Annotated in this window: 4 protein-coding genes; 3 read left to right on the forward strand and 1 reads right to left on the reverse strand. The window is 59.3% G+C overall.

What is annotated here, in order from left to right; genetic code table 11:
* Positions 1-170: 170 nt before the first annotated feature.
* Positions 171-443 carry a SufE family protein gene (locus KJQ96_RS42520; RefSeq protein ID WP_375293269.1) on the reverse strand — a complete coding sequence of 91 codons (273 nt, stop codon included), beginning with the start codon at positions 441-443 and terminating at the stop codon, positions 171-173.
* Positions 444-733: 290 nt separating this feature from the next.
* Between KJQ96_RS42520 and nifD the strand changes: the two genes are divergently transcribed.
* The 3 genes from nifD to nifE all read left to right on the forward strand — a co-directional run.
* The gene (nifD, locus tag KJQ96_RS37940; RefSeq protein WP_108522950.1) at positions 734-2,236 is read left to right on the forward strand and encodes a nitrogenase molybdenum-iron protein alpha chain; all 1,503 of its coding nucleotides are present in this window, start codon (positions 734-736) and stop codon (positions 2,234-2,236) included.
* Positions 2,237-2,306: 70 nt separating this feature from the next.
* On the forward strand, positions 2,307-3,866 hold the full coding sequence (gene nifK / locus KJQ96_RS37945) for a nitrogenase molybdenum-iron protein subunit beta (RefSeq protein WP_213291099.1): 1,560 nt from the start codon (positions 2,307-2,309) through the stop codon (positions 3,864-3,866).
* 98 nt (positions 3,867-3,964) lie between these two features.
* Positions 3,965-5,300, forward strand: a 1,336-nt coding sequence (gene nifE / locus KJQ96_RS37950) for a nitrogenase iron-molybdenum cofactor biosynthesis protein NifE (protein ID WP_213291100.1), incomplete at its 3' end; no start/stop codon positions are given.

Consider the following 5,300-nt stretch of genomic DNA (forward strand, 5'->3'; position numbering starts at 1 on the left):
AGCTTCAGAACCCGCTTCGCTTAATCCTAAGTCCATTATAGGGACAGGCTCCTAGTCTAACTGAGGTCAGTTGTCCGGTAGATGGAGCCGGATGTGAAGCACGCCCGGCAGCCTGGATGCAACATCGGATCGCACCCATCAACAGCCCCTAGTGCGTTAAGGCGCATCAGCTAGGGCGGCCTGGGCGTCGACGCGCATGCAGAAGACCATAGAGCGGAAATCGTACGAGCGGGCTCAAGGCACTCGAGCAACGCGTGCGGATCGGCCGCGACGATCTCTCTGGCTGGTCGGCCCAATAGCATTCGGATCAGGATGGCGACGAGGCCAGGCACAATGTGCGCACGACCGTCGCCAACGAGGTGAGCAGCGGTCGGGCTTCGCAACAATGGTGAACCAGACTGGCTGACGCAGCCTTGCAGCTGGGGCGCCTCGTCATGTGCCATTTCCGGCAGCGGGCCCGCCAAGTATCGCAATGTTCTCGCGGCCCTTGTGGGGAAATGCGGTGCAATATCACGCGCGCCCGCCCTTGTTTTATTTCGAACAGGATCAAACGAGCACGTCTGTGGACACGCTCGATGTCGGGTTTGCAACAACGGTCCGGTTACCCGCGCGAACGTGGCTATCTACTTTCAACTGCGCTGATTTTTGCGCTTACGCCGCGGCTGGCACGGTCGTTGCAAAACTCTTGGCCGAGAGCCGCCGTCGCAACAGGAAACCTTTGAAGGATATCAGCATGAGTCTAGCCCCGACCCAGAGCATCGCAGAAATCAAAGCCCGCAACAAAGAGCTGATTCAGGAGGTGCTGAAGGTCTATCCGGAGAAGACCGCAAAACGGCGCGCCAAGCACCTTAATGTTCACGAGGTCGGCAAGTCGGACTGCGGAGTCAAGTCCAACCTCAAATCCATCCCCGGCGTGATGACGATCCGTGGTTGCGCCTACGCGGGCTCCAAAGGTGTGGTCTGGGGACCGATCAAGGACATGATCCATATCAGCCATGGTCCGGTCGGCTGTGGACAGTACTCGTGGGGCTCGCGGCGTAACTATTACGTCGGCACGACAGGCATCGATAGTTTCGTGACCTTGCAGTTCACATCCGACTTCCAGGAAAAGGATATCGTGTTCGGCGGCGACAAGAAGCTCGTCAAAGTCATTGACGAGATCCAGGAGCTGTTCCCGCTCAACAACGGCATCACCATCCAATCGGAATGCCCGATCGGCCTGATCGGCGACGACATCGAGGCGGTCTCCAGGGCGAAGTCGAAGGAATATGGGGGCAAGACCATCGTGCCGGTCCGCTGCGAGGGTTTCCGCGGCGTGTCACAGTCGCTCGGTCACCATATTGCCAACGACGCGGTGCGCGATTGGGTGTTCGACAAGGTCACGCCCGAGAGCAAGCCGACGTTCGAGCCGACGCCCTATGACGTCGCGATCATCGGCGACTACAATATCGGCGGCGACGCGTGGTCATCCCGAATCCTGCTGGAGGAAATGGGCCTGCGCGTTATCGCGCAGTGGTCCGGCGACGGTTCCCTGGCCGAGCTCGAGGCAACGCCGAAGGCGAAGCTTAACGTGCTGCATTGCTACCGCTCGATGAACTACATCTCGCGGCACATGGAGGAGAAGTTTGGCATTCCCTGGTGCGAATACAACTTCTTCGGGCCCTCTAAGATCGTGGAGTCGCTGCGCAAGATCGCCGGCTATTTCGACGACAAGATCAAGGAGGGTGCCGAGCGGGTGATTGCAAAATATCAGCCGCTGGTGGACGCGGTGATCGCTAAGTATCGCCCGCGCCTGGAAGGCAAGAGCGTGATGCTGTTCGTTGGCGGACTGCGTCCGCGCCACGTGATCGGCGCCTATGAAGATCTCGGCATGGAGGTCGTCGGCACCGGCTACGAGTTCGGCCACAATGATGACTACCAACGCACCGCCCAGCACTACGTCAAGGATGGCACGTTGATCTACGACGACGTTACCGGCTACGAGTTCGAACGCTTCGTCGAGAAGGTCCAGCCTGACCTGGTCGGCTCGGGCATCAAGGAAAAATATGTCTTCCAGAAGATGGGCGTGCCGTTCCGCCAAATGCACTCCTGGGACTATTCGGGTCCGTATCATGGCTATGATGGATTTGCGATCTTCGCGCGCGACATGGACATGGCCATCAACTCACCGATCTGGAAGAAGACCAAGGCGCCGTGGAAGGACGTCCCGAAGCCGAAGCTGTTGGCTGCCGAATAACTCGAGTGGCCCGGCTCTCTACTGAGAGCTGGAGCCGACATTAATCACGATTTTCGAAGGGATCCTACCAATGGCGCAGAGTGCAGAACACGTGCTCGATCATTTCGAGCTGTTCCGCGGTCCGGAATACCAGCAGATGCTGGCCAACAAGAAGAAGATGTTCGAGAATCCCCGCGATGCCGCGGAGGTCGAACGCATCAGGGAATGGGCGAAGACGCCCGAATATCGCGAAAAGAATTTTGCGCGGGAAGCGCTGACGGTAAACCCAGCCAAGGCCTGCCAGCCGCTGGGCGCGGTGTTCGCCTCGGTTGGCTTCGAGGCCACGCTGCCCTTCGTGCACGGCTCCCAAGGCTGCGTGGCCTATTACCGCAGCCATCTGTCGCGGCACTTCAAGGAGCCAAGCTCCTGCGTCTCCTCGTCGATGACGGAGGACGCTGCGGTATTCGGCGGGCTGAACAACATGATCGATGGGCTCGCCAACAGCTATAATATGTATAAGCCCAAGATGATCGCGGTCTCCACCACCTGTATGGCGGAGGTGATCGGAGACGACCTCAATGCCTTTATCAAAACGTCCAAGGAAAAAGGCTCGGTGCCAGCTGATTTCGATGTGCCGTTTGCGCACACGCCAGCCTTCGTGGGCAGCCACGTCACCGGGTACGACAATGCGCTCAAGGGCATCCTCGAGCATTTCTGGGACGGCAAGGCGGGGACAGCCGCGAAACTCGAGCGCGCGCCCAACAAGAAGATCAACCTCATCGGCGGCTTTGACGGCTACACCGTCGGCAACATCCGCGAGATCAAGCGCATCTTCGAATTGATGGGCATCCAGTACACCATTCTTGCCGATAATTCCGATGTGTTCGATACACCGACCGACGGCGAGTTCCGGATGTATGACGGCGGCACGACTCTGGAAGACGCCGCGAACGCGGTTCACGCTAAGGCAACGATCTCCATGCAGCAGTGGTGCACGGAAAAGACGCTGCCGTTCATCGCCGCCCATGGCCAGGATGTCGTGGCGTTCAATTATCCGGTGGGCGTGTCCGCAACGGATGAGTTTCTCATGGCGCTGTCGCGCATCAGTGGCAAGGACATTCCGGAGGGACTGGCACGAGAACGCGGCCGCTTGGTCGACGCGATGGCCGACTCCAGCGCGCATATCCACGGCAAGAAGTTCGCGATCTATGGCGATCCAGACCTCTGCTATGGATTGGCTGCCTTCCTGCTCGAGCTTGGCGCCGAGCCGATCCATGTGCTTTCCACGAACGGCAACAAGGCCTGGGAGAAGAAAATGCAGGCGTTGTTTGGGAGCTCGCCGTTTGGGCAGAACTGCCATGCCTATCCGGCGCGAGACCTCTGGCATATGCGTTCGCTCTTGTTCACCGAGCCTGTCGACTTCCTGATTGGTAACACCTATGGCAAGTATCTGGAGCGCGACACGGGTACGCCGCTGATCCGGATCGGTTTCCCAATCTTCGATCGGCATCACCATCACCGCTCTCCGGTGTGGGGCTATCAGGGGGGCATGAACGTGCTGGTGAAGATTCTCGACAAGATCTTCGACGAGATCGACAAGAAGACCAACATTGCCGGCAAGACCGACTATAGCTTCGACATCATTCGTTGATGACGAACGGCGCGCGCCGTCGCCGGCAAACGTCGGCGATGGCCTAAGCGCACGATGGACTGATCTTCGCGAACAAGCTCGGTTGAGAGGAGAGACGGATGAGTGCGCTATCGGCCACGATCCAGGAGATGTTCAACGAGCCGGGCTGCGCCAAGAACGCCAACAAGTCGGATGCCGAGCGCAAGAAGGGCTGCACCAAGCAGCTGCAGCCGGGCGGCGCCGCAGGCGGCTGCGCCTTCGACGGCGCCAAAATTGCGCTGCAGCCTTTTACCGACGTCGCCCATCTGGTGCACGGTCCGATCGCCTGTGAGGGCAATTCCTGGGACAACCGCGGTGCGGCTTCGTCTGGCGCCAGCATCTGGCGGACCGGCTTCACCACTGACATGAACGAAACCGATATAGTATTTGGGGGCGAGAAGCGTCTCTACAAGGCAATCAAAGAGATCATCAATAAGTACAACCCGTCGGCCATCTTCGTCTATCAGACCTGCGTTCCCGCCATGATCGGCGACGACATCAATGCGGTTTGCAAGGCGGCTTCGCAGAAGCTCGGCAAGCCGGTCATTCCCGTAAATTCGCCGGGCTTCGTCGGCCCCAAGAACCTAGGCAACAAGCTCGCCGGCGAGGCCTTGCTCGAGCACGTCATCGGCACGCAAGAGCCGGACTACACCACGCCCTACGACATCAACCTGATTGGCGAATACAACCTCTCCGGCGAGCTTTGGCAGGTCAAGCCGCTGCTTGACGAGCTCGGTATCCGCATCCTCTCCTGCATCTCGGGGGACGGCAAATATCGCGAAGTCGCCTCTTCGCACCGGGCGCGCGCTGCCATGATGGTATGTTCGAAGGCGATGATCAATGTCGCGCGCAAGATGGAGGAGCGTTACGGCATCCCGTTTTTCGAAGGCTCGTTCTATGGCATCCAGGATTCTAGCGATTCGCTGCGCGAAATCGCCCGGCTGTTAGTCGAGCGCGGCGCGCCTTCCGAACTGATCGAGCGCACCGAGGTGGTGATCGCACGCGAGGAGGCGCGCGCCTGGGCCGCGACCGAACGGTACAAGCCGCGGTTTGCGGGTAAGAGGGCACTTCTGATCACCGGCGGAGTCAAGTCCTGGTCCGTAGTGGCGGCGCTGCAGGAGGCAGGGCTCGAGCTGGTCGGCACCAGCGTCAAGAAATCCACCAAACAGGACAAGGAGCGCATCAAGGAGCTGATGGGGCAGGATGCCCACATGATCGAGGACATGACGCCGCGCGAGATATACAAAATGCTCAAGGACGCGAATGCGGATATCATGCTCTCGGGTGGCAAATCGCAGTTCGTTGCGCTGAAAGCGGCGATGCCCTGGCTCGACATCAACCAGGAGCGCTGCCACGCTTATATGGGCTATGTCGGTATGGTGAAGCTGGTCGAGGAGATCGACAAGGCGCTGTTCA

Origin of the sequence: Bradyrhizobium sp. sGM-13, assembly GCF_018398875.1 — a bacterium.
GTDB lineage: Bacteria > Pseudomonadota > Alphaproteobacteria > Rhizobiales > Xanthobacteraceae > Bradyrhizobium.

Coding starts and splice junctions, on each gene's coding strand:
- KJQ96_RS42520 (WP_375293269.1), bottom strand. CDS start 443: ATGGCACATGACGAGGCGCCCCAGCTGCAAGGCTGCGTCAGCCAGTCT.
- nifD (WP_108522950.1), top strand. CDS start 734: ATGAGTCTAGCCCCGACCCAGAGCATCGCAGAAATCAAAGCCCGCAAC.
- nifK (WP_213291099.1), top strand. CDS start 2,307: ATGGCGCAGAGTGCAGAACACGTGCTCGATCATTTCGAGCTGTTCCGC.